Origin of the sequence: Pantoea stewartii subsp. stewartii, from assembly GCF_008801695.1 — a bacterium.
Lineage (GTDB): Bacteria > Pseudomonadota > Gammaproteobacteria > Enterobacterales > Enterobacteriaceae > Pantoea > Pantoea stewartii.
Genome location: NZ_VZPF01000082.1, coordinates 1 through 21,886 on the forward strand (window position 1 = coordinate 1; position 21,886 = coordinate 21,886).

A 21,886-nucleotide genomic window follows, 5' to 3' on the forward strand; every position below is an offset into this window, starting at 1 on the left:
ACATTTTTGCAATGCACAAGGCCGCATCGTTACGTTGGGACAGAGATGGTTGCACAAACGTTCGTTTATGCGTGAAGGTGGAGGGAAGAAAAGTTGGCAGTTATCGCAGCTACCCGGTCACTGCCCCTGATAACAGGTGTTGATGAGGTCGATTGCTTTTTGTTGCCGCGCCAGCAACGGTGGTAGCGCCTTCTCCGGATCGGTAAGTTGCGTCAACAAGGTGTACTTGGCGTCACAATAGTTCGCCAGTTCGCGGTAAATCAGACTCAGGCTTTCACGCATTGGCTGCTCTTTCCACAGCCAAAACCAGAACCAGTTAAACAGGCCATACCACAGCGTACCGCCGATGTAGAGCAGGGGCGGTACGTAAATGGGCATGCGGCCAATCAGGCTGGTGGTAAATATCGCTGCGATCAGTGTGGCAGGGAGTAACCGTGCGTGCAGTGGGCTGATTTCACCTGTCACGCCCAGCAGCAAAGGCAGGGCGAAAAGAATAAGCGGTAAGGGCACGTCTTTAAACAGAAGCCACTGCATCAGTAAGCTACCCAAGGCAAACAGGCTGCCGCCGACAATCAGGCGTTTAAAGAAGCGTTTGTGGGGTGTATCCAGACCGGCAATATTGCAGCAGGCAGGCACCAATGAGAGAACAGCAATCCTTTTTGCAGATCGCCAAACAGCCAGCCGAGCGAGACGGGGAGACACAACACCAGTGTCTGGCGCAGGGCATAGTTAACTTCAGGGTGATAAATTATTCTTCGCCACATCGGCTCAACGCAAATAATTCACGGCATAACGTTGCCATTATGCCGTGAAGAATAAAGCTTAGCGCGTGCCGTAAACAACAATTGTTTTGCCGTGTGCGGAGATCAGATTCTGGTCTTCCAGCATCTTCAAAATACGTCCCACGGTTTCACGTGAACATCCCACGATTTGGCCAATTTCCTGACGCGTAATTTTAATTTGCATGCCGTCAGGATGCGTCATGGCGTCCGGCTGTTTCGCCAGGTTGAGCAACGTCTGCGCAATGCGACCGGTGACATCAAGGAACGCGAGGTTGCCCACTTTTTCCGATGTGACCTGCAGACGGCGCGCCATTTGCGAGGAGAGGCGCATGAGGATGTCCGGATTCACCTGAATCAGCTGACGGAATTTTTTGTAGGAAATCTCTGCCACTTCGCACGCGGTTTTCGCACGTACCCAGGCGCTGCGCTCCTGACCTTCTTCGAACAGGCCAAGCTCACCAATAAAGTCGCCCTGATTCAGATAGGACAGAATCATCTCCTTGCCTTCTTCATCCTTAATCAGTACCGCAACGGAACCTTTAACGATGTAGTAAAGCGTTTCCGCCTTTTCACCTTGATGAATGAGCGTACTTTTGGATGGATACTTGTGAATATGGCAATGGGACAGGAACCATTCAAGTGTAGGGTCTGTTTGCGGTTTGCCGAGAACCATTCGCTATTATCCTCTGTTGTAATCGTGCCCAAAATACAGGGCTCTGTTTCCCTGCCAGGCGATGTAAGCGTTAAGCGTCTTTCCATTCAGGAAATTATTCGGGCTGCATTCGGCGCAGTGCGCATCATTCTTCCCGGCTTCGTCTTCGGATGACGAAAAATATTTTCAGCTCTGTTTGTAGCACAGCTTACGTCGACTGTCTTGTGTTGTCTCGCTTCAGCAAGATGGCGTTTTCTCTGGATTGCTGTTTCCCAGGCAAAAGCGTACGCTGAGCCAAAACAGGGTATTCTGAGGTCAAAATTATGCAGGCACGCGTCAAATGGGTTGAAGGGTTAACATTCCTGGGGGAATCATCGTCCGGCCATCAGGTAATGATGGATGGCAATTCTGGCGATAAAGCGCCGAGCCCTATGGAGATGGTGCTGATGGCGGCAGGGGGATGCAGCGCCATTGACGTTGTGTCAATTTTGCAAAAAGGCCGCAACGATGTGGTTGATTGCGAAGTGAAACTATCGTCTGAACGTCGGGAAGAAGCCCCCCGCATCTTTACCCATATCAATCTGCATTTTATCGTCAGCGGCAACGCACTTTCGGATAAAGCCGTGGCACGCGCTGTCGATCTGTCAGCGGAAAAATATTGCTCTGTCGCCATCATGTTAGGCAAAGGCGTCAACATTACCCACAGCTACGAAGTGATCGCGCTGTAATCTCACAGAGGCCAGGCTGGCCTCTGTGGTTATTCAATCCGTTTCCCTTCCATGAGCCGTTTTACTAACGGCGCCATAATTAACTCCATCGCCAGTCCCATTTTGCCGCCGGGTACCACCAGCGTGTTGATATTGGAAATAAACGATCCCTGCAGCATGGCCAGCAGATAGGGAAAATCAATGTCTTCCAGCCCCTGAAAGTGGATAACCACAAAGCTTTCATCCAGCGAAGGGATGGTGCGCGCGGCAAAGGGATTAGAGGTATCCACCGTGGGGACGCGCTGAAAGTTAATATGGGTTCGTGAAAACTGCGGCGTAATGAAATTGATGTAATCTTCCATGGAACGCACTACCGAATCCATCACCGCTTCGCGTGAATGGCCACGCTCGCTGGTATCGCGCACCAGTTTCTGAATCCACTCCAGGTTGACGATGGGCACGACGCCGACCAGCAAATCGACTTTTTCCGCCACATTGTGTTGTGCAGTCACCACGCCGCCGTGCAAGCCTTCATAAAACAGCACATCCGTATCCGGAGGTAACGGTTGCCAGGGCGTGAAGGTGCCGGGAACCTGGTTCCAGGGAACGGCTTCATCATAGGTGTGCAGATACTTACGCGACTGGCCCTTACCGTGTTCGCCGTATTCGATGAACGTTTGCTCCAGCAGGCCAAAATCATTCGCCTCCGGGCCAAAGTAGCTGATATGTCGCCCCAGATCGCGCGCTTTTCGGATAGCCATGTCCATTTCGGGTCGGGTAAAGCGGTGAAAACTGTCCCCTTCCAGTTCGGCAGCGTGCAAACCGAGTTGCTGAAAAATTTTACGGAACGCCAGACTGGTGGTGGTGGTTCCCGCACCGCTGGAGCCCGTTACCGCGATAATCGGATGGCTTGAAGACATAGTTGAAGTCCCTGTGACGTCGGGCGATGAGCATTGTTAGCACGATTTTCCGTTCGTTGCATCAGCCACGAAACTCGCTTTTGCGCATGATGTTGACCGACTCGTGCAGTTCCGACCATACCAGAACGACCTCGCCGTGCTCCAGCTGACGACGCACATCGGCGACTTTTTCCGTCAGGCTGAGCTCCTGCTCGCCGTAATCCGTGCCTTCACGCAAAACAAACGCTTCGATAAGATTTTCAAGGGTTTCGGGGGAAACCTGTTCCCAGGGAATAATCACAGAGTCAGTTATCCAGATAAGAGGAAATCCACTGTGGCACGCGCTGCTCCAGCCACAACCGAGGCTGACGCAGGGTGCCACTGACGAAACCAACATGCCCACCCTGCTGTGTCAGCTGATAGGTAATAGTGGCAGATAATTGCGCAGGCTGCGGGATCACCTCATCGCTCATAAACGGGTCATCTTTTGCATGGATGATGAGCAGCGGTTTTGTCACGAACTTAAGTCGCGGCATAGCGCTGGCGCGACGGTAATAATCCGTGGCGTCGGCAAAACCATGCGCCCGGGCCGTGATCGCGTCGTCAAAGTCCCGCAGACGGCGCAGGGCGTTAAGCTGAATGAGGTTCACCGGCAACGTGTCGGGCCAGGCCCGCAGTTTACGCTGGGCATTCTTTTTTAACTGGCTTAACAGGTAACGCTGATAAACCTGTGAAAAGCCGCGCTCAAGTCGGGCGCTGCAGGGTTCCAGCATCAGGGGCGCAGACACAATCACGCCCGCGTCAATCAGGGCTTCATCACCTTGCTGGCCTAACAGGCAACCGAGCATATTCCCGCCCAGCGAGAAGCCGACAGCAGTTGTGGGCACCCGGCCCCAGCGCGTCGTCAGCCAGTGCAGGAAAAAACGCGCATCCTCGGTTTCACCGGAGTGGTATATCCGGTTCAGACGGTTCGGCTCACCGCTGCAGCCGCGAAAATGCATCACTACCGCCAGCCAGCCACGCTGTTTGCACTGCAGCATCAGGCCATGAATATAGGGACTGTGGAAACTTCCCTCCAGGCCATGAAACAGCACCACGCGCGGTTTATGCCGGGCAAACTGAGGATCTTCACTCCAGGCCAAATCAACAAAGTCACCGTCAGGTAAATCCAGCCGCTGCCAGTGTGGCGTTAACCTTTTCGTCCGCCGTATCAGCCGCGGCAGAATGGTTTGCAGGTGCGGGTTGCCCAGACCGGGCAGGGGAATGAACGCCGCGTCGTCAGGGCCCGAAAATTTCATGTTGTAAAGGCTTGTCTGTTCCATATCACACTGTTAGCTTCGATAAGTTTTCACTAAGGGAGGAGAACCCGGGTTAATGGAACTCAGTCTGTTTTTATCATTATTAGGCTTTCTTTGGGTCGCGGCGATTACACCCGGACCTAATAATATGTTACTCACCGCCTCGGGGGCCAATTTTGGTTTTTTGCGCACCCTCCCGTTGATGATCGGCATTATGATCGGCATGCAGCTAATGCTGCTGGTAGCGTTTGGCGTGGGTGGATTGATACTGCTTTATCCCTCCCTGCATCTCATCCTGAAAATTGCCGGTAGCCTTTACCTGCTGTGGCTGGCCTGGAAGATTGCCACCGCAGCCTATGAGAAGCTGGAAACCGATGCGGCACCTGTCGCACCTATGCCGTTCTGGCAGGGAGGCTTATTACAACTGATCAACCCCAAAGCCTGGCTCATGGCGCTGGGTGCCGTCGCCAGTTTTAGTCTGGCCGGTGCGGGCTATCGCCATTCTGTCCTGTTAATCAGTCTTGGCATGGTTATGGTCAATCTGGTTGCAGGCGTTATCTGGATGGGCTTTGGTGCGATGATCGGCCGTATTTTACGTAGTCCCCGCGCCTGGAAACGCTTTAACCTGAGCATGGGGCTGTTAACGGCGGCCTGCGTATTGCTGATCTGGCACTGAGCTTAGCTGGATGCGCGCTCCAGGCGCGTCCAGGGCAACACTTCGCGAACAACCGGCGCATGCGGCTGGCGAATTTTTTTCAGCAACAGCTGCACGCTGCGCGCACCCAGTTGATACATGGGCTGTTCAATGGTGGTTAACGGTGGATTCAGGCTGCTGGTAAAGGGAATGCCGTCAAACCCCACGACGGCAAGGTCTTCCGGGACACGCAGGCCCGCCTCCAGTGCTGCATGCACCACGCCAACCGCCAGCACATCAGACACGGCAAATACCGCATCCGGCGGCTCCGCTAAACGCAACAATTCCTGCAATGCCCGACTGCCTTCTTCGCAGGTAATGCCTTCGGTATAGACGACATTCGTCCAGTCTGACCCCGATTGCGCAACGCCTTCTCGATAGCCTTGTTCGCGATATTGAGAATAGAGATAACGCATATCGCCATTCACCAGTGCAATGCGCTTACGGCCCCGGCCGGCCAGATAATGGACGGTATCACGTGCGGCGTCCAGATGATCGATGGAGACGGACGAGGCCGCAATCTCGGGATCAAACTCACAACACTGAATCCAGGGCGCATCACCGATAATATCGATCAGGCTTTGCAGCCCGGCGGCGGCATCCATCGTAATCACGCCGTCCACCACCTTGCCGGTCAGTAAGGTCAGGTAGGCCGACTCACGTTTAAACTGTGAGGCCGAATTGCACAGCAGAATATGGTAGCCGTGCATTTCTGCTTCAGCTTCGATGCCCTGAACAACTCGGGAGCAAAAAGGGTTCGTGATATCGGAGATCAGGACCAGCAGCATATGACTCTGCGAGGTTCGCAACTGACGCGCCAGCAGGTTTGGCTGATAGCCGCTTGTGGCAATGGCATCCAGCACTTTCTGTCGCGTATCTGCTTTTACCCCAGGATGCGCGTTAAGCACGCGGGATACCGTGGCTTTAGACACGCCAGCTAACAGGGCAACTTTGTCGATCGACATCGAACTCGCAAGCCTCACCGGGGAGCAAATAATAGCGCATATCAATAGCACAACCAGGATGTGAGCGCCTGACAAATTTATGGCTTTTTGTCTGAAATTTAATTTGCGTATAACGGCAATCTATTGCAGATGATGATCTAAGAATTTCTTTCTATTAGGGATAACTTTTAATTCCTTTATGAAATTACTTCTGCCAGCAACACTGCCCACATCATAAAAATGATGGGGAAAAATCATGCAAAAAGGGCGACTCACGATTCTGGCGGCGGTCCTGTCAGTGCTGGCGTTTCAGGCCAACGCGGTCAACGTAACGGTGGCTTATCAGACCTCCGCTGAACCCGCTAAGGTGGCGCAGGCGGATAATACGTTTGCCAAAGAGAGCGGTGCGACGGTCGAATGGCGCAAATTCGATAGCGGATCAGGCGTGCTTCGTGCGCTGGCATCAGGCGATGTCCAGATTGGCAATATTGGTTCCAGCCCACTGGCCGTTGCGGCAACGCAGCAACTCCCCATCGAAGCCTTTTTACTGGCTTCTCAGTTAGGCAATTCTGAAGCGCTGGTCGTGAAGAAAACAATCACCCGTCCCCAGGACCTGATCGGCAAGCGGATCGCCGTGCCCTTTATTTCGACCACCCATTACAGCTTGTTAGCGGCATTAAAACACTGGGGGATTAAGCCGTCTCAGATTCAACTGGTCAATCTGCAACCGCCTGCGATTGTGGCGGCCTGGCAACGCGGGGACATTGACGGTGCTTACGTTTGGGCACCTGCGGTGAATGAACTGGAGAAAGATGGCACCGTTTTAACGGATTCGTCGCAGGTCGGGCGCTGGGGCGCACCGACACTTGATGTCTGGGTGGTACGCAAAGACTTCGCGCAGCAGCATCCGGATATCGTGACCGCCTTTGCCCGTAGCGCTATTGAGGCGCAGAAAGCCTACCTGGACCATCCCGAACAGTGGCTTAAACAGCCTGATAACCTCAGTAAACTTTCGCGCTTAAGCGGCGTGCCCGAGCAACAAATTCCTGGACTGGTTAAGGGCAACACCTATCTGACCGCCGCCCAGCAGGTGGCGCAACTGCAGCAGCCGGTGAACAAAGCCATCGTGGACACGGCGCAATTCCTGAAAGAACAGGGCAAGGTGCCGCAGGCCGGTAATGATTACAGCGCCTTTGTCACGAGTCGTTTTGTTGCGCCCCTGGTCAAGCCCTGAGGACATCGTCATGTTGCGAATAGCCCATCTGAACGCGAGCTATGGCGGACAGCCGGTATTACAGGACATCTCACTGCGCGTGGAGGATAACGCGCTGGTCGTTGTGCTGGGACCGTCAGGCTGTGGCAAAACCACGTTGCTGAACCTGATCGCCGGGTTTTTACCGGTCGAGTCCGGCAGTATTTCTCTGGACGGCAAGGCGATTCAGGGGCCAGGCGCCGATCGCGGCGTGGTGTTTCAGCATGAAGGCCTGCTGCCTTGGCGGAATGTGCTGGATAACGTCGCTTTCGGATTACAGATTGCCGGTATGGCGCGCCAGCCGCGTGAAGCCCTTGCACGGCAGATGATAAAAAATGTCGGGCTGGAAGGCGCTGAAAAGCGGCATATCTGGCAGTTATCTGGCGGACAGCGTCAACGCGTTGGCATCGCCCGTGCGCTGGCTGCCGATCCCGGCCTGTTACTGCTCGATGAACCGTTTGGCGCACTTGATGCGTTTACCCGTGAACAAATGCAGACCTTGCTGTTAAGGCTGTGGCAGGACAGCGGTAAACAGATCCTGCTGATTACGCATGACATTGAAGAAGCCATTTTTCTGGCGAGCGAGCTGGTGCTGCTCTCTCCGGGGCCCGGTCGGGTACAGGAAACGCTGACGCTGAATTTTGGCCAGCGTTTCGTGGACGGCGAACCCTGCCGCAGCATCAAGTCTGATCCCGATTTCATCGCCCAACGGGAATATGTGCTGAACCGGGTATTTGCACAACGGGAGGCATTTGCATGAGTGCGATCATTAACGATGTGCCGACCCGCGCCCGGCGTCGTCGCCTGCGCTGGCCTTTCTCCCTGACGGCCACGCTGAGCACAGTGAGCCTGCTTGTGCTGTTGTTCATCTGGTGGAGCGTGACCACACTGGGGCTCATTGCGCCGCTGTTTCTGCCGTCGCCGCAGCAGGTGCTGAGTAAGTTACTGAGCGTTGCCGGTCCGCAGGGGTTTATGGACGCGACGTTGTGGCAGCACCTGTCAGCCAGCCTGACGCGCATGCTGATCGCGCTCAGCGCGGCGGCATTAACAGGCATTCCGGTGGGCATTGCGATGGGCGTCAGCCCGGTTTTACGTGCCCTGATCGATCCCCTGATTGAGCTCTATCGGCCCGTGCCGCCGCTGGCGTATTTACCTTTGATGGTCATTTGGTTCGGTATTGGTGAAACATCGAAAATACTGCTGATCACGCTGGCGATTTTCGCCCCGATAGTGCTGTCGACTGTGGCCGGTGTTCGCAACGCACAGCAGGTTCGTCTGCGCGCCGCGGCATCGCTGGGGGCGAATCGCTGGCAACGGCTGCGCTGGGTCATCCTGCCGGGTGCCTTGCCAGAAATACTGACCGGCTTACGCATTGGATTAGGTGTGGGCTGGTCAACGCTGGTGGCCGCCGAGCTCATTGCTGCCACGCGTGGGCTGGGCTTTATGGTGCAGTCAGCAGGAGAATTTCTGGCAACGGATGTGGTGCTGGCAGGGATCGCGGTGATTGCCATCGTGGCATGTAGTTTAGAACTGGGTCTGCGTGCGCTACAGCGCCGTCTGACGCCCTGGAACGGAGAGCAAAAATGAACGAAAAGTTAGCGATTACGCCTCTGGGCCCCTTTATCGGCGCGCAGGTCGGCAACCTTGATGTCTCGCGTCCACTCAGTGACGCGCAGTTTGAGCAGCTCTACCATGCCCTACTGCGTCATCAGGTACTGTTTTTACGTGACCAGGCGATCACGCCCGAGCAGCATCGTGCGCTGGCCATTCGCTTTGGCGATCTTCATATCCATCCGGTTTATCCGCATGCGCCGGGCGTGGAAGAGATCATTGTCCTGGATACGCATCAGGATAATCCTCCGGATAATGATAACTGGCACACCGATGTGACGTTCATTCAGACGCCTCCGGCTGTGGCGCTGCTGGCGTCCAAAGTCTTGCCGGAGGCGGGTGGGGATACGTTATGGACCAGCGGTATTGCCGCATATGAGGCGCTGTCTGCTCCCTTCAAAACCTTGCTGTCTGAACTCTATGCGGAGCACGATTTTACAAAGTCGTTTCCGGAATATAAACACCGTAAGACAGAAGAAGAGCACCAGCGCTGGCGGCAGGCTGCGGCGAAAAACCCACCTGTGCAGCATCCTGTTATCCGGACGCATCCGGTTAGTGGGAAAAAAGCGCTGTTCGTCAATGAGGGTTTTACAACCCGAATTCTGACGCTGAGTCAGAAAGAGAGCGATGCATTACTGGGCTTTTTGTTTGCGCATAGCACGAAACCGGAGTTTCAGGTGCGCTGGCGCTGGCAGCCTAATGACCTGGCGATTTGGGACAATCGCGTCACTCAGCACTACGCCAATGCCGATTACTATCCGGCCCGAAGAGTGATGCAGCGCGCCACGGTATTAGGCGATAAGCCTTACTGAACCGTACCGCGAGTACACCGGTACGGTTGTGACGAAAGGTGATGCCGCCTCTGTCAGGAGGCGAGCATCGCTTCCAGTTTTTCCTGCGCGTCCAGCCAGGCCATTTCCACCTCTTCCAGCGCCGATTTACTCTCAGCCTGTTTTTGCAGGGCAGCCGTTAAATCAGCCTTGCGGCTGTGTTCGTAGAGCGCGCTGTCTGCCAGCAGGTGTTCGGCGTCGGCCAGTTGGGCTTGCCACTTCGCCATCTGTTTTTCTAACTTCTCGATTTCTTTGCGCAAGGGCTGGGTCTGCGTTCGCAGCTCGGCTTCACGACGCTTTTGATCCTTGCGGGCCTGAGCACTGTTACCATTGTCCTGTTTAGGCGCGGCCTCATTTTGCGTTTGCTGTTTTTGCAGGTCGCTCAGCCACTGCTGATAATCTTCCAGATCGCCCGGGAACACATCAACGCTGCCATCATGCACCAGATAGAGGTCATCGGTGGTGGCACGTAACAGATGGCGATCGTGCGATACGACAACCAGTGCGCCTTCGAAATCAATCAACGCCTCAGTTAATGCCTGACGCATGTCCAAATCGAGGTGGTTGGTGGGTTCGTCCAGTAAAAGCAGGTTGGGGCGCTGCCAGACAATCAGCGCCAGTACCAGCCGCGCTTTTTCGCCGCCTGAGAAGCGTTCGGTTACCTCTGTGACTTTATCGCCCTGGAAGCCAAAGCCGCCCAGATAATCCCGTAACTGCTGCTCGAGCACTTTCGGCGCAAGCCGTGAAAGATGTTGTAAAGGCGACTCATCGGCGCGCAGGTATTCCAGCTGATGCTGAGCGAAGTAACCCAGCTTGATCCCTTTCGCCAGGCCAATTTCGCCCGCTTTGGCGGCGAGTTCGCCCGCCAGCAGCTTAATCAGCGTTGACTTGCCGGCACCGTTGCGACCCAGCAGGCCAATGCGCGATCCCGGCACCAGGTTAAGTTTAATGGCGTTCAGAATAATGCGATCGCCATAGCCCGCGGTGACTTTATCCATTTTCAGCAGCGGATTCGGCAGGCTTTCGGGCGCGCGGAAGCTGAAGCTAAACGGGTTATCCACATGGGCTGGCGCAATCAGCTCCATCCGTTCCAGCATCTTAATACGGCTTTGCGCCTGTTTGGCTTTGGTGGCCTGTGCACGGAAACGATCAATATATTTTTGCAGGTGCGCCACTTTTTCCTGCTGACTCTGGTATAACGCCTGCTGCTGGGCCAGTTTCGCGCCGCGCTGGCGTTCGAAGGAACTGTAGTTGCCGGTATACTCGGTCATCGTCTGCTGTTCGATGTGGATAATTTTGTCCACCACCGGATCGAGAAAATCGCGATCGTGCGAGATCAGAATCAGCGTGCCCTCATAGCTTTTTAGCCAGCGTTCCAGCCAGATCACGGCGTCCAGATCGAGGTGGTTCGTCGGTTCATCGAGTAACAACAGGTCCGATCGACACAGCAGTGCCTGGGCCAGGTTAAGACGCATGCGCCAGCCCCCCGAAAAATCACTGACCGGGCGCTGAAGCTGTTCCTGACTGAATCCGAGCCCGTGCAGCAGGCTTGAGGCGCGCGACTGAATCGTCCAGGCCTGAATGGTATCGAGCTTACCGTGAATCAGGGCGATGGCATTTCCGTCATTTCTGATGTTGGCCTCTGCCAGTTCTGCTTCAAGATGGCGGTATTCACGGTCGCCATCGATGACATAGTCAAGGGCGGCCTGGCTGAGGGCAGGCGTTTCCTGATTCACCCAGGCAAGCGACCAGTTACCGGGAAAGGTAAACGATCCCGCATCGCTGGTGATCTCACCTTTCAGCAACGACAGCAGGGTGGATTTTCCACAGCCGTTTTTACCCACCAGCCCGACTTTTTGGCCGGGATTGATGGTGGCGGTAGCGTTGTCGAGCAGGACGCGAACACCGCGGCGAATTTGTAGGGCAGAAAAGACAATCATAAGCGCCGTATCGTCAGAATATGTTAATTTACATGCAACATAATTGGGTTTTTGTTGCGTTGTGCATGGTAGCGGAAATCCGCACCAATGACGACGCTTTGGAGGGAAAGGATGTCGCAGCCACCTAAGATTTTGCTGCTTTTTGCTCATCCGGAAGCGCAGGATTCCATCGCAAATCGTATTTTGCTGGACGCGGCCAGGCCCCTTGAGCATGTTACCGTTCATGACCTCTATGCCGCCTATCCGGATTTTTTTATCGATATCCACCATGAGCAACAGCTACTGCGTGAGCATGATGTGATTATTTTTCAACATCCTCTCTATACCTACAGTTGCCCGGCGTTACTTAAAGAGTGGTTAGATCGCGTGTTGTCCCGGGGTTTTGCCAACGGCATAGACGGAAACGCATTAGAAGGAAAGTACTGGCGCAGTATCGTCACAACCGGCGAACCTGAAACGGCCTTTCAGCAGCACGGACTGAACCGCTATTCCATGAATGACATTTTGCGACCTTTTGAGCTGACCGCACAGATGTGCCGTATGCACTGGATGTCGCCGATGATTATATACTGGGCGCGCCGTCAGCAACCTGATTTACTCAAAAAATATGCCCGTGCCTATAGCGACTGGCTGGCAGCACCGCTGCCGAATGGAGGGTTATAAATGGAAGGACAAACGCTGCTGACCGCAGGAGTCATCTATCTCTTTGCGGCGGTGCTGATTGTACCGGTAGCGGCTCGCCTGGGGATTGGCGCAGTACTGGGGTACTTACTGGCCGGTATTGCCATTGGTCCGTGGGGACTGGGATTTATTAGTGACGTCGACGAGATTCTGCACTTTTCTGAACTGGGCGTTGTCTTTCTAATGTTTATCATCGGGTTGGAACTGAACCCGGCAAAGTTGTGGGCGCTGCGCCGTTCTATCTTTGGTATCGGTGCCGCGCAGGTGATTTTCTCCGCCGCCATTCTTGGCGCATTGCTGTGGCTGACAAACTTTGACTGGCGCGCGGCGGTAATCGGCGGGATCGGTCTGGCCATGTCATCAACGGCGATGGCCTTGCAGCTGATGCGGGACAAGGGCATGAACCGCAGCGAAGCGGGCCAGCTAGGGTTTTCGGTGCTGCTGTTTCAGGATCTGGCTGTTATTCCGGCGTTGGCACTGATTCCGCTTCTGGCCGGGAATGACAGCGGCAGCGTCGACTGGATGAAAGTGGGCATGAAGGTCCTGGCGTTTGCCGGCATGCTCGTCGGGGGCCGCTATTTACTGCGCCCCATTTTTCGCTACATCGCGGCCTCAGGCGTGCGTGAAGTGTTTACCGCCGCCTCGCTGCTGCTGGTATTGGGCTCCGCGTTGTTTATGGATGCGCTGGGGTTATCCATGGCGTTAGGCACCTTTATCGCCGGGATTCTGCTGGCGGAAAGTGAATACCGTCATGAGCTGGAAGTGGCGATCGAGCCGTTCAAAGGCTTACTGCTGGGGCTGTTTTTTATCTCGGTGGGCATGGCGCTGAACCTCGGGGTGCTTTATACCCACATTATCGCCATTTTACTGGGCGTACTGACGCTGGTGTCGGTCAAGTTACTGGTGCTGTATGTGCTGGCTCGAATCTATGGCTTACGCAGCTCTGAACGTCAGCAGTTTGCCGGCGTGTTGAGTCAGGGCGGCGAGTTTGCTTTTGTGCTGTTCTCGGCGGCCTCGTCAGCCAGACTGTTCTCGGGCGACCAACTGCCGCTGCTGCTGGTTACCGTGACGCTGTCCATGATGACCACGCCGCTGCTGATGCAGGCAATTGATCGGCTGTTGGCGCGTCGCTTTAATGAAAGCGATGAAGACACTGAAAAACCCTTCGTTGAGGACGATCAGCCGCAGGTTATTGTGGTGGGCTTTGGACGTTTTGGTCAGGTAGTGGGCCGTTTGCTGATGGCAAACAATAAGCGCATCACCGTACTGGAGCGTGATATTAGTGCGGTCAACCTGATGCGCAAGTACGGCTACAAGGTTTACTATGGTGATGCAACGGAGCTGGAACTGCTGCGAGCGGCGGGTGCGGCTGATGCGCAGTCAATCGTCATTACCTGCAGCAATCCGGAAGATGCGATGACGATTGTGCATCTCTGCCAGCAACATTTTCCGCATTTGCAGATTATGGCGCGTGCCCGTGGTCGTGTGGAAGCCCACGAACTGCTGCAGGCGGGCGTGACGCAGTTCTCACGCGAAACTTTTTCCAGTGCGCTGGAACTGGGGCGTAAAACGCTTATGTCGCTGGGAATGCATCCTCATCAGGCTCATCGGGCACAGCAACACTTCCGCCGGCTGGATATGCGCATGTTGCGGGAGCTGATGCCTGTCCACTCTGATATGGCGCAGATTTCCCGTGTCCGCGAGGCGCGACGTGAACTGGAAGACATTTTTCAGCGTGAAATGCAGCATGAACGACGTCAGTTCCATGACTGGGATGACGATCAGTAATCAAAAGACACAGGTAGAACAGCATGCGTAAACGCTTTATTGCTGGTGCGGTATGTCCGCATTGTCAGGAAAAAGACACGCTGGCCATGTGGCGTGAAAACAATGTCGATGTCGTCGAGTGTGTGAAGTGCGGCCATCAAATGCGGGAAGCCGATAAACAGGCACGCGATCAGGTTCGCAGTAACGAGCAAGTGATCGGGATTTTCCATCCCGAGTAGCGAAATGGCCCAGCTTTTTTTAAGCTTAAGCACACAGCGGGATTGAATTCCGTTACAATTGACGCCATTAACGCTGAAGTCGCAAGAGAAAAAGAGTGCCTCTTGTACTCAGCCCCGAACCTTTCTGGTTGGTGTTATTGCACGCAAGAATAGACCAATGAGACGGGATCTTAGTTCTCAACGGTTAGGAGATATCATGAAAGTAGCAAAAGACCTGGTGGTAAGCCTGGCCTATCAGGTACGTACAGAAGACGGTGTGTTGGTTGACGAGTCACCGGTGAGTGCACCGTTAGACTATCTGCACGGTCATGGTTCCCTGATTTCTGGTCTGGAAAATGCGCTGGAAAACCACGTCGCGGGCGATAAGTTTGACGTGCATATCCCGGCAAATGACGCGTACGGTCAGTACGATGACAACCTGGTACAGCGCGTACCAAAAGACGTCTTTATGGGCGTTGACGAATTACAGGTTGGCATGCGTTTCCTGGCGGAAACCGATCAGGGTCCGGTGCCGGTTGAAATCACCGAAGTGGAAGACGACCATGTTGTGGTTGACGGTAACCACATGCTGGCGGGTCAGAACCTGAACTTTAACGTTGAGGTGGTTGCGATTCGTGAAGCCACACCGGAAGAGCTGGCACACGGCCATGTTCACGGTGCAGATGGTCATCACCACGATCACGACCATGACCATGACCACGGTAAAGGTGGTTGCGGAACGGGCGGTTGTGGCTGCAGCCACTAAGTCCGACGCGGTAGTGCAGGGCCACCTTCGGGTGGCCTTACTTTTTGCGGCATTTTATTGTCAGCAGACCTCGGCAGAGCGGGCCTGCCGACAGTCAGCCTGGCCTGTCACGGATGGATCAGTAATGCGGCGGCGGGGTTTCTTCTGAAGCATCGGCAATCATCGACGGCGCGCTGGCTTTAAACTTCTCAAGTAACAGGCGCATATGTTCGCGCATCTTACTCATTTCAAGTTCATGCTGAACGACGGTATTGTTCAGTTGATCGATAGTGATCTCCTGAAAGGCCAGCTTACTTTCAAGCGCTTCAATACGTTGTTCCCACTCTGACTGTTGCATGATCTTTTCTCCTGTTAAGGGGTTACTCAGCGCATGATTCTAAAGGCTGGCGTTGCAGAATTGCCCTATTTATTCGCTTTTATTTGGTGTTTAGCTTGAAAAAGGGTCAGATGACATCATCTCTGGTGAAACTTCCTGATGCAAAAAAGGTCGGAAGTAGACCAGATAATTACGTTGTGGGAGTGTTCGTCACTGCCACGTAAAGTTATAGTGTGGGCCCTCAGTCCGCAATGATTCCCGAGGTGAGAGGCTTCGGTTTTGGAGAAAGGATGAAATCACTGTTTAAAGTCACATTGTTAGCTACCACCATGGCCGTCGCGCTGAATGCTCCGCTGGCAATGGCTGCAGAAACAGCAGCAGCTCCGGCCGCTGCCGATGCTCCACAGTCTGCTCCTCAGGCTCCAAAAAATGCCGCCTTCAAAAATGAAGATCAGCAATCTGCATACGCTTTGGGTGCGTCACTGGGCCGTTATATGGACAACTCCCTGAAAGAACAGGAGAAGTTGGGCATCAAGCTGGACAAGCAGCAACTGATTGCCGGTGTTCAGGACGCGTTTGGCGGCAAGAGCAAGCTGTCTGACGAAGAAATCGAGCAAACCCTGCAGGCGTTCGAAGCCCGCGTGAAAGGCGCGGCGTCAGCTAAGATGGAAAAAGACGCAAAAGAAAATGCCGAGAAGGGTGAAGCTTACAGCGCTAAGTTTGCTAAAGAGAGCGGCGTGAAGAAGACCGAAAGTGGTTTGCTGTATAAGGTTGAGAAAGAAGGGACCGGTGAAGCACCAAAAGACAGCGATACAGTCGTTGTAAACTACAAAGGTACGCTGATCGACGGCACCGAGTTTGATAACTCTTACACGCGCGGTGAGCCCCTGTCTTTCCGTCTTGACGGCGTGATTCCAGGCTGGACTGAAGGCCTGAAGCACGTTAAGAAAGGCGGTAAGATCAAGCTGGTTATCCCACCAAACCTGGCGTACGGTAAAAACGGTGTTCCGGGCATCCCGGCTAACTCCACGCTGGTGTTTGACGTTGAGCTGCTTGATATCAAACCGGCACCAAAAGCGGATGAAAAAACGCAGGCACCTGCTGCTGACGCGAAGAAATCCCAGTAATCTGTCTGCCGCCACCTTCGGGTGGCGGTTTCTCTTTATGACAAACCTCTGGCATAACCCCGCGACATTTGCCAGACTATCGCCTGCATAACTATCCCAATATTGAGTCTGCCCGTAGCCGCTGTGACAGGCTCCAGCCATGTAGGGTGATGTCTTCAATGTCTAATCCATTCAATCCCGGTGAACTGAGCGACTTCGATCTTCTGGAGCAGCATCCGTTCGAGCAAACTGATTACGATATTTTAAAATCGTATGAGGCCGTTGTAGATGGTCTTGCCATGTTGATCGGCTCGCATTGTGAAATCGTCCTTCACTCACTAGAATATTTAAACTGTTCGGCCGTGCGTATTGCTAACGGCGAGCATACAGGGCGTAAAGTGGGCTCGCCCATCACGGATTTAGCCTTGCGCATGCTGCATGATATGCAGGGTGCAGACAGCAACGTCTCCCGCGCTTATTTTACCCGCGCGAAAAGTGGTGTGCTGATGAAGTCCGTCACGATTGCGATTCGTAATCGCCAGCAGCGGGTGATTGGCTTGCTGTGTATCAACATGAACCTCGACGTTCCGTTTTCACAGATCATGTCGACGTTTCTGCCGCCAGAGATGCAGCAGATCGATTCCAATGTGAACTTTGCCAGTTCGGTCGATGACCTGGTCATGCAGACGCTGGAATTTACGATTGAAGAAGTGAGCGCCGACCGTAAAGTCTCGAATAATGCCAAGAACCGTCAGATCGTATTGAATCTGTATGAAAAAGGGATTTTCGATATCAAAGACGCCATCAATCAGGTCGCCGAGCGCTTAAATATTTCCAAACATACCGTGTACCTGTACATCCGCCAGTTTAAAAACGGTGACTTTCAGGGGCAGGATCGTTAATGCGCTATGCGCTTCTTGTCACCGGTCCGGCCTATGGTACGCAGCAGGCGACCAGCGCGCTGCTGTTTGCCAACGCGCTGCTGGCAGCGGGACACCAGCTGGAAAGCGTCTTTTTTTATCGGGAAGGGGTGCTGAACGCCAATCAGCTTAGCGCGCCCGCCAGTGACGAATTCGATCTTGTTCGTGCCTGGCAGTCGCTTCATCAGGCGCATGGCGTGGCGCTGAACATTTGCGTGGCGGCGGCACTCCGGCGCGGCGTGACGGATGCGCAGGAAGCCTCACGGCTTGCGCTGCCGGGCGCGAATCTTCAGCCCGGTTTTACCCTGGCCGGCTTAGGTGCGCTGGCGGAAGCGGCGCTGCGTTGCGAGCGGATGGTGCAGTTCTGATGAAGCGTGTCGCGTTTGTATTCACCCGAGCCCCACATGGCAGCAGTGCGGGACGTGAAGGGTTAGATGCGGTGCTGTCCACCGGCGCGTTGAGTGACGATATCGGCCTGTTTTTTATTGGAGATGGCGTTCTGCAGCTTAACAGTGAGCAACAGCCGGAAAATATTCACAGCCGGCATTATGCCGCTACCTTCGGCGTGCTGGCGCTGTATGATATCGACCAGTGTTATCTGTGCAGGGCGTCGCTGCAGTCGCGCGGTTTAGCGGAAAATGCGCCACGCATTCTGGATGCCGAAATTTTAGATGCGTCGGCCCTGCGGAAAAAACTCGCAGGCTATGACCGTATTTTGACTTTTTAAGAGCACCTAATGCTGCATACGTTATTTCATTCACCGACTTACAGCGACATCGAAAGCCTGACCCGACTGCTTATGCCGGAGGATGACCTGCTCTTGCTGCAGGATGGCGTACTGGCGGCGATTGAGGGCAGCATGGCGCTGGAACAGCTTCGCGCCTCAGGGGCGAAGCTCTGGGCACTGGAAGATGACCTGAATGCCCGGGGGCTGAGCACGCAAATTTCCCCTGTTGTGCAGTCTGTGGACTATACTTTTTTCGTTGCGCTAACGGTAAAACATCAACAACAAATGGCCTGGTAATGCGTTGGCCCCCTGGTTATTTCTTGACACCTTTTTGACACAGCCCTAAAATTCTGCCTCCTCGTAATTCTACGAGGTGATTTATTACGTGTTTACGAAGCAAAAAGCTAAATCCCAGGAGCTATTTAATGGCAACAGTTAACCAGCTGGTTCGCAAACCACGCGTCCGCAAAGTTGCAAAGAGCAACGTGCCGGCGCTGGAAGCTTGCCCGCAGAAACGTGGCGTTTGTACCCGTGTGTACACCACCACTCCTAAAAAACCAAACTCAGCACTGCGTAAAGTTTGCCGTGTGCGTTTGACTAACGGTTTTGAAGTCACCTCCTACATCGGTGGTGAAGGTCACAACCTGCAGGAACACTCCGTGATCCTGATCCGTGGCGGTCGTGTTAAAGACCTGCCAGGTGTGCGTTACCACACCGTTCGTGGCGCGCTGGACTGCTCAGGTGTTAAAGACCGTAAGCAGTCACGCTCCAAGTACGGCGTGAAGAAGCCAAAGGCTTAATGGTTCTCCGTTAAGTAAGGCCAAACGTTTTAACTTAAATGTCAAACTAAACTCGTAGAGTTTTGGACAATCCTGAATTAACAACGGAGTATTTCCATGCCACGTCGTCGCGTCATTGGTCAGCGTAAAATTCTGCCGGATCCTAAGTTCGGATCAGAGCTGCTGGCTAAATTTGTAAATATCCTGATGGTAGATGGTAAAAAATCTACTGCTGAATCTATCGTCTATACCGCACTTGAGACCCTGGCTCAACGTGCTGGTAAAGATGGCCTGGAAGCTTTTGAGGTTGCTCTCGAAAACGTGCGTCCGACCGTCGAAGTTAAGTCACGTCGCGTTGGTGGTTCAACCTATCAGGTTCCAGTTGAAGTCCGTCCGGTTCGTCGTAATGCCCTGGCAATGCGTTGGATCGTAGAAGCTGCTCGTAAACGCGGTGATAAATCTATGGCTTTACGCCTGGCGAACGAACTTTCTGACGCTGCAGAAAACAAAGGTACTGCAGTTAAGAAACGTGAAGACGTTCACCGTATGGCTGAAGCCAACAAGGCGTTCGCTCACTACCGCTGGTAACAGCTGCGTAGTTGTTGTTAAACCAGCGGGCGCTCAAACAGCCAACCCGCTGGGGTCGACTAACTTTGAACGTCCTAAAAACCGAGGAATAAAATGGCTCGTACAACACCCATTGCGCGCTACCGTAATATCGGTATCAGCGCACACATCGACGCCGGTAAAACCACTACTACCGAGCGTATCCTGTTCTACACCGGTGTTAACCACAAAATCGGTGAAGTGCATGATGGCGCAGCGACCATGGACTGGATGGCACAGGAGCAGGAACGTGGTATTACCATCACGTCTGCTGCAACGACCGCGTTCTGGTCAGGTATGGCTAAGCAGTTTGAGCCACACCGCATCAACATCATCGACACCCCGGGACACGTTGACTTCACCATCGAAGTAGAACGTTCCATGCGTGTGCTCGATGGCGCAGTAATGGTTTACTGTGCTGTAGGTGGTGTTCAGCCACAGTCTGAGACCGTATGGCGTCAGGCTAACAAATATAAAGTTCCACGCATTGCGTTCGTTAACAAAATGGACCGCATGGGTGCAAACTTCCTGAAAGTAGTTGGTCAGATCGAATCTCGTCTGGGCGCGACTCCGGTTCCGCTGCAGATCGCTATCGGCGCTGAAGAAAACTTCACCGGCGTTGTTGACCTGATCAAAATGAAAGCCATCAACTGGAACGACCAGGATGCGGGCGTGACCTTCGATTACGAAGAGATCCCAGCTAACCTGCAAGAACTGGCTGAAGAATGGCGCGGCAAGCTGATCGAAGCTGCAGCAGAAGCCTCTGAAGAGCTGATGGAGAAATTCTTCAGCGGTGAAGAGCTGACTGAAGAAGAGATCAAAAAAGCGCTGCGTCAGCGCGTGCTGAAAAACGAAATCATCCTGGTGACCTGTGGTTCTGCATTTAAGAACAAAGGTGTTCAGGCAATGCTGGATGCGGTTGTTGAGTATCTGCCAGCCCCGACCGACGTACCGGCAATCAACGGTATGCTGGACGATGGTAAAGATACCCCAGCTGAGCGTCACGCAAGTGATGAAGAGCCGTTCTCTGCTCTGGCGTTTAAGATCGCAACTGACCCATTCGTGGGTAACCTGACGTTCTTCCGCGTTTACTCTGGTGTGGTTAACTCAGGCGATACCGTTCTGAACTCCGTGAAATCTGCACGTGAGCGTTTCGGTCGTATCGTTCAGATGCACGCTAACAAACGTGAAGAAATCAGCGAAGTTCGCGCAGGTGACATCGCCGCTGCGATCGGCCTGAAAGACGTTATCACTGGTGATACCCTGTGTGATCCAAACGCGCCAATCATTCTGGAGCGTATGGAATTCCCTGAGCCGGTAATTTCTATCGCCGTTGAGCCGAAAACCAAAGCTGACCAGGAAAAAATGGGTCTGGCTCTGGGTCGTCTGGCGAAAGAAGACCCGTCATTCCGCGTATGGACTGACGAAGAGTCTAACCAGACTATCATCGCTGGTATGGGTGAACTTCACCTCGATATCATCGTTGACCGTATGAAGCGTGAATTCAACGTTGAAGCGAACGTGGGTAAACCACAGGTTGCTTACCGTGAAGCTATCCGCTCTAAAGTTACCGGTATCGAAGGTAAACACGCCAAGCAGTCTGGTGGTCGTGGTCAGTACGGTCATGTTGTTATCGACATGTACCCGCTGGAGCCAGGTTCGAACCCGAAAGGTTACGAATTTGTCAACGATATTAAAGGTGGTGTAATTCCTGGCGAATTCATCCCAGCTGTTGATAAAGGTATCCAGGAGCAGTTGAAATCAGGCCCACTGGCAGGTTATCCGGTTGTGGATCTGGGTGTTCGTCTGCACTTCGGTTCTTACCATGACGTTGACTCCTCTGAACTGGCGTTTAAACTGGCCGCGTCTATTGCCTTTAAAGATGGCTTTAAGAAAGCGCAGCCTGTTCTGCTTGAACCTATCATGAAGGTTGAAGTTGAAACCCCAGAAGAGAACACCGGTGACGTAATCGGTGACCTTAGCCGTCGTCGTGGTATGCTCAAAGGGCAGGAATCTAACGCTACTGGCGTTCAGATCCACGCTGAAGTTCCACTGTCTGAAATGTTCGGATATGCAACTCAGCTGCGCTCTCTGACCAAAGGTCGTGCTTCGTACTCCATGGAGTTCCTGAAGTATGACGACGCACCGAACAACGTTGCGCAGGCCGTTATTGAAGCTCGTAGCAAATAAGCTACGGTTTAAATTTGAACTGATGCCTTCATCCCGGGTGATGAAGGCATAACGTAAGGAATATCGCCATGGCGAAAGAGCAATTTCAACGTAACAAACTGCACGTAAACGTGGGCACCATCGGTCACGTTGACCACGGTAAAACCACCCTGACTGCAGCAATCACCACCGTTCTGGCTAAAACCAACGGCGGCCAGGCGC

At 53.7% G+C, this 21,886-nt stretch carries 26 protein-coding genes and 1 pseudogene; 19 read left to right on the forward strand and 8 right to left on the reverse strand.

Translation table 11 applies throughout. The features are described 5' to 3' along the window. Positions 1–126: 126 nt before the first annotated feature. Together F7Q90_RS20355 and crp are read right to left on the reverse strand one after the other, a co-directional pair. Positions 127–764, reverse strand: a pseudogene (locus F7Q90_RS20355) (FUSC family membrane protein); the annotation flags it as partial. 58 nt (positions 765–822) lie between these two features. Continuing rightward, positions 823–1,455 carry a cAMP-activated global transcriptional regulator CRP gene (gene crp / locus F7Q90_RS20360; RefSeq protein ID WP_000242758.1) on the reverse strand — a complete coding sequence of 211 codons (633 nt, stop codon included), beginning with the start codon at positions 1,453–1,455 and terminating at the stop codon, positions 823–825. A 302-nt stretch (positions 1,456–1,757) separates the two neighbouring features. Between crp and F7Q90_RS20365 the strand changes: the two genes are divergently transcribed. Continuing rightward, positions 1,758–2,162 (forward strand): OsmC family protein, encoded by a 405-nt coding sequence (locus F7Q90_RS20365; RefSeq protein ID WP_006120554.1) that lies wholly within the window; start codon positions 1,758–1,760, stop codon positions 2,160–2,162. A gap of 29 nt (positions 2,163–2,191) precedes the next feature. Here the strand turns inward: F7Q90_RS20365 and F7Q90_RS20370 are convergent, their stop codons facing one another. The 3 genes from F7Q90_RS20370 to F7Q90_RS20380 form a co-directional block, all read right to left on the reverse strand. After that, positions 2,192–3,061, reverse strand: coding sequence for a phosphoribulokinase (locus tag F7Q90_RS20370; RefSeq protein WP_006120555.1), 870 nt, complete (start codon positions 3,059–3,061; stop codon positions 2,192–2,194). Positions 3,062–3,122: 61 nt separating this feature from the next. After that, a complete protein-coding gene (locus F7Q90_RS20375) occupies positions 3,123–3,341 on the reverse strand; it encodes a YheU family protein (protein WP_006120556.1) in 219 nt (72 codons plus the stop codon). Positions 3,342–3,345: 4 nt separating this feature from the next. Next, positions 3,346–4,362, reverse strand: a complete 1,017-nt coding sequence (locus F7Q90_RS20380) for a hydrolase (RefSeq protein WP_006120557.1) — start codon at positions 4,360–4,362, stop codon at positions 3,346–3,348. 52 nt (positions 4,363–4,414) lie between these two features. On the opposite strand from F7Q90_RS20380, the gene F7Q90_RS20385 reads away from it, so the two are divergent. Next, positions 4,415–5,014: a LysE family translocator gene (locus tag F7Q90_RS20385; RefSeq protein WP_006120558.1), complete on the forward strand. Its 600-nt coding sequence runs from the start codon at positions 4,415–4,417 to the stop codon at positions 5,012–5,014. A gap of 2 nt (positions 5,015–5,016) precedes the next feature. Here F7Q90_RS20385 and F7Q90_RS20390 read toward each other — a convergent pair whose 3' ends face one another. Further along, entirely contained in the window at positions 5,017–5,997 is a 981-nt protein-coding gene (locus tag F7Q90_RS20390; protein ID WP_006120559.1) for a LacI family DNA-binding transcriptional regulator, read from the reverse strand. Between the two features lie 235 nt (positions 5,998–6,232). Between F7Q90_RS20390 and tauA the strand changes: the two genes are divergently transcribed. The 4 genes from tauA to tauD are packed head-to-tail and all read left to right on the forward strand — an operon-like array spanning position 6,233 to position 9,651. Continuing rightward, positions 6,233–7,210, forward strand: coding sequence for a taurine ABC transporter substrate-binding protein (tauA, locus tag F7Q90_RS20395; protein WP_006120560.1), 978 nt, complete (start codon positions 6,233–6,235; stop codon positions 7,208–7,210). 10 nt (positions 7,211–7,220) lie between these two features. Continuing rightward, entirely contained in the window at positions 7,221–7,988 is a 768-nt protein-coding gene (gene tauB, locus F7Q90_RS20400; protein WP_006120561.1) for a taurine ABC transporter ATP-binding subunit, read from the forward strand. Then, complete coding sequence (tauC, locus tag F7Q90_RS20405; protein WP_006120562.1) at positions 7,985–8,815, forward strand: taurine ABC transporter permease TauC; 831 nt, start codon at positions 7,985–7,987, stop codon at positions 8,813–8,815. Before tauB ends, tauC begins: the two co-directional genes overlap by 4 nt. Beyond that, positions 8,812–9,651 (forward strand): taurine dioxygenase, encoded by an 840-nt coding sequence (tauD, locus tag F7Q90_RS20410; protein ID WP_006120563.1) that lies wholly within the window; start codon positions 8,812–8,814, stop codon positions 9,649–9,651. Before tauC ends, tauD begins: the two co-directional genes overlap by 4 nt. Positions 9,652–9,704: 53 nt before the next feature. On the opposite strand, the gene F7Q90_RS20415 is transcribed toward tauD, so the two are convergent. Beyond that, positions 9,705–11,609 (reverse strand): ABC transporter ATP-binding protein, encoded by a 1,905-nt coding sequence (locus tag F7Q90_RS20415; protein WP_006120564.1) that lies wholly within the window; start codon positions 11,607–11,609, stop codon positions 9,705–9,707. A gap of 111 nt (positions 11,610–11,720) precedes the next feature. On the opposite strand from F7Q90_RS20415, the gene kefG reads away from it, so the two are divergent. The 4 genes from kefG to slyD all read left to right on the forward strand — a co-directional run bounded on the left by kefG (position 11,721) and on the right by slyD (position 15,041). Further along, positions 11,721–12,272 (forward strand): glutathione-regulated potassium-efflux system ancillary protein KefG, encoded by a 552-nt coding sequence (gene kefG / locus F7Q90_RS20420; RefSeq protein ID WP_006120565.1) that lies wholly within the window; start codon positions 11,721–11,723, stop codon positions 12,270–12,272. Beyond that, entirely contained in the window at positions 12,273–14,078 is a 1,806-nt protein-coding gene (gene kefB / locus F7Q90_RS20425) for a glutathione-regulated potassium-efflux system protein KefB (protein ID WP_006120566.1), read from the forward strand. A 23-nt stretch (positions 14,079–14,101) separates the two neighbouring features. Next, entirely contained in the window at positions 14,102–14,296 is a 195-nt protein-coding gene (locus F7Q90_RS20430) for a YheV family putative zinc ribbon protein (RefSeq protein ID WP_006120567.1), read from the forward strand. 196 nt (positions 14,297–14,492) lie between these two features. Then, entirely contained in the window at positions 14,493–15,041 is a 549-nt protein-coding gene (gene slyD, locus F7Q90_RS20435; RefSeq protein ID WP_006120568.1) for a peptidylprolyl isomerase, read from the forward strand. A gap of 118 nt (positions 15,042–15,159) precedes the next feature. Here the strand turns inward: slyD and F7Q90_RS20440 are convergent, their stop codons facing one another. Further along, the gene (locus F7Q90_RS20440) at positions 15,160–15,378 is read right to left on the reverse strand and encodes a protein SlyX (protein WP_006120569.1); all 219 of its coding nucleotides are present in this window, start codon (positions 15,376–15,378) and stop codon (positions 15,160–15,162) included. Positions 15,379–15,647: 269 nt separating this feature from the next. On the opposite strand from F7Q90_RS20440, the gene fkpA reads away from it, so the two are divergent. From fkpA to F7Q90_RS20485, 9 genes are all read left to right on the forward strand, one after another. Beyond that, positions 15,648–16,484 (forward strand): FKBP-type peptidyl-prolyl cis-trans isomerase, encoded by an 837-nt coding sequence (gene fkpA / locus F7Q90_RS20445; RefSeq protein WP_006120570.1) that lies wholly within the window; start codon positions 15,648–15,650, stop codon positions 16,482–16,484. Positions 16,485–16,642: 158 nt separating this feature from the next. Continuing rightward, on the forward strand, positions 16,643–17,365 hold the full coding sequence (locus tag F7Q90_RS20450) for a helix-turn-helix transcriptional regulator (RefSeq protein ID WP_006120571.1): 723 nt from the start codon (positions 16,643–16,645) through the stop codon (positions 17,363–17,365). Beyond that, positions 17,365–17,751: a sulfurtransferase complex subunit TusD gene (gene tusD / locus F7Q90_RS20455; RefSeq protein ID WP_006120572.1), complete on the forward strand. Its 387-nt coding sequence runs from the start codon at positions 17,365–17,367 to the stop codon at positions 17,749–17,751. Before F7Q90_RS20450 ends, tusD begins: the two co-directional genes overlap by 1 nt. Continuing rightward, positions 17,751–18,110: a sulfurtransferase complex subunit TusC gene (gene tusC, locus F7Q90_RS20460; RefSeq protein ID WP_006120573.1), complete on the forward strand. Its 360-nt coding sequence runs from the start codon at positions 17,751–17,753 to the stop codon at positions 18,108–18,110. The genes tusD and tusC overlap by 1 nt, the downstream gene beginning before the upstream one ends. A gap of 9 nt (positions 18,111–18,119) precedes the next feature. Beyond that, positions 18,120–18,407, forward strand: a complete 288-nt coding sequence (gene tusB / locus F7Q90_RS20465) for a sulfurtransferase complex subunit TusB (RefSeq protein ID WP_006120574.1) — start codon at positions 18,120–18,122, stop codon at positions 18,405–18,407. A 128-nt stretch (positions 18,408–18,535) separates the two neighbouring features. Continuing rightward, on the forward strand, positions 18,536–18,910 hold the full coding sequence (rpsL, locus tag F7Q90_RS20470; protein ID WP_006120575.1) for a 30S ribosomal protein S12: 375 nt from the start codon (positions 18,536–18,538) through the stop codon (positions 18,908–18,910). Between the two features lie 96 nt (positions 18,911–19,006). Continuing rightward, on the forward strand, positions 19,007–19,477 hold the full coding sequence (gene rpsG / locus F7Q90_RS20475; RefSeq protein WP_006120576.1) for a 30S ribosomal protein S7: 471 nt from the start codon (positions 19,007–19,009) through the stop codon (positions 19,475–19,477). A gap of 93 nt (positions 19,478–19,570) precedes the next feature. Next, positions 19,571–21,685 (forward strand): elongation factor G, encoded by a 2,115-nt coding sequence (fusA, locus tag F7Q90_RS20480; protein ID WP_006120577.1) that lies wholly within the window; start codon positions 19,571–19,573, stop codon positions 21,683–21,685. A 68-nt stretch (positions 21,686–21,753) separates the two neighbouring features. Continuing rightward, positions 21,754–21,886 (forward strand): GTP-binding protein (locus F7Q90_RS20485; RefSeq protein ID WP_233207462.1); only part of this gene is annotated, 133 nt, incomplete at its 3' end.